Origin of the sequence: Campylobacter sp. RM12642, assembly GCF_020137635.1 — a bacterium.
GTDB lineage: Bacteria > Campylobacterota > Campylobacteria > Campylobacterales > Campylobacteraceae > Campylobacter_E.
Genome location: NZ_JACGAT010000058.1, coordinates 1 through 1,954, shown reverse-complemented (window position 1 = coordinate 1,954; position 1,954 = coordinate 1). Strand labels below are relative to the sequence as shown.

Genomic DNA, 1,954 nt, shown 5'->3' with positions numbered 1-1,954 from the left:
ACTTGAAGTAAAGTCATTGCCTACTTTAAAATTTCCTGTGATGGTTTTTGTTTCAGTATTTTCAATAATTACATTATTTGCAATATCTATTAAATTTGAATTTAAATCAGAATTTAAAAGCTTTAATTCACTACCTTTTATATCACCTTTGATACTAGAATTGCTAATATCAATATTATTAGTAGCTTCTATTTTGCCGATTAATTCACTATTATCTGTTTTTATGTTGGTAATAAGAGAATCTCCTGTTAGTTTTGAATTGTATATCTCTAATTCTTCCCCATCAACCAATGCTTCTATAATAGCACCACCTTTTATAATAACCTTAGTATTATCTTGAGTTGAAATATCATTTTTTCCTGGAATTAAAATAGTATCAGTTCCATATAATTTATTAGCTTTTATATATCCGCCATTTATAGTAATTTCTTTTGCAAAAATCCCACTATTTTCTACATTATTTATATAATTTACATTATTTAATTCTAATTTTGGAATTCTATTATATAAATCATTATTATTTAAAGCCCCAATTCCTGTATCTACTAATTTAGTATTATTAATAATTACTTCACTATCATAATGTAATGAAGAAGCTTGAGTAATAGCCGAATTAATTATCTCACTATCATTTATTGTAACCTTAGTATTATCCCAAATCGTAATATGATGTTTTGTAACATCCCAAGCATTATCATTAGATATTTTTACATTATCTAATTCATTTGTATTATAAAAATCAATCCTATTAAGATTTGAATCCAAAACTGCATTTTTAATAACACTATCTTTATATGTTGAAATTCCATTAGATTTTAATGTTATTTTATCTTTATCGTTATTTATAATTTGATGATTTTCAATAGTCAATGTGCCACTTGCTGTGATATTTTTATTATTGTATTTTGCATCATTTTTAATGGTAATATTTTTGGCATTTAAATCTGTGGTTAAAGTAGAATTATCTAAAATAAAATTATTAACCTTGCTAATATCAGAACTAATTGTAGTGCCATTTATAACTTCTAAAGTATTCGTATTTAAAGTAGCTTCTACTATAGAATTATCTACAACAATATTTCCACTAATATTTCCAAGCAATTTAGAATTAACAAAAGTAGTTTTATAGTTAAAATCACTATCTTTTATAGTTGAATTTGAGATATTAAGTATTAACCCTGGATTAAAAGGTTTGTTAGCATATTTAACATTATCTAAAGTAGTGTCTGTTAGAGTAATTGTAGTAATACCGTGATTACTACCTGAGCCCATAGTATTAATTGATATATTTTTTAAACTACCGCCGTTCATATTTAAAGTAGGGTTGTTTTTGCCGCTAGTATCTAATATAATTCCATATTGATTGTTATCTGCAACAGCTGATTTGCTTATATTCACATTATTTAAAGTTACATTACCCCTTATAACACCAGCCCACAAACTACCGCTAGAACTGATATTTAAATCACTTATCGTATGCTTAGTATTGTTTTCGCCTATATTAATATTACCTTTTGTATGAGTAATATCAGTTGGAGTTGTATATGTAGTGCTTGTTATGGTTGTATTAGTATTAATAGTTACTTTATTATTCACCAAAGGACTAATTAATCCACTATTGGTAGCATTTGCTACTGCATCAGCAAGAGCTAAATTACCCCCCCCCCACTAATATAAAAGTTATTAAAGATAATTTTATAGTTCTATTCATTTTCTCCCCTAAAAAATAAATGAAAAATGCTTTATTATAGTTAAAAATCAATATATAAAGGTTAATCAATTACTAACAAAATGGGGGGGGGGTAATTATAAAAATTAATATTTTTATAAATTTTTAACAATCTAATCAAAAGAATTTTAATATAAAAAATATTAAAAACTTTTAGGTTTAAGGTAAAAATAATAAGCTTTAAAAAACAATCGCTAATAAAAATACAAAAACTCATAAAAACAA

1 protein-coding gene is annotated in these 1,954 nt (G+C 24.9%); it reads right to left on the bottom strand.

Annotated features, from left to right (window positions below; all coding sequences use genetic code 11):
• On the bottom strand, positions 1-1,596 hold a 1,596-nt coding region (locus tag AVBRAN12642_RS09610; RefSeq protein ID WP_336608304.1), incomplete at its 3' end, for a hypothetical protein.
• Between the last annotated feature and the right edge of the window lie 358 nt (positions 1,597-1,954).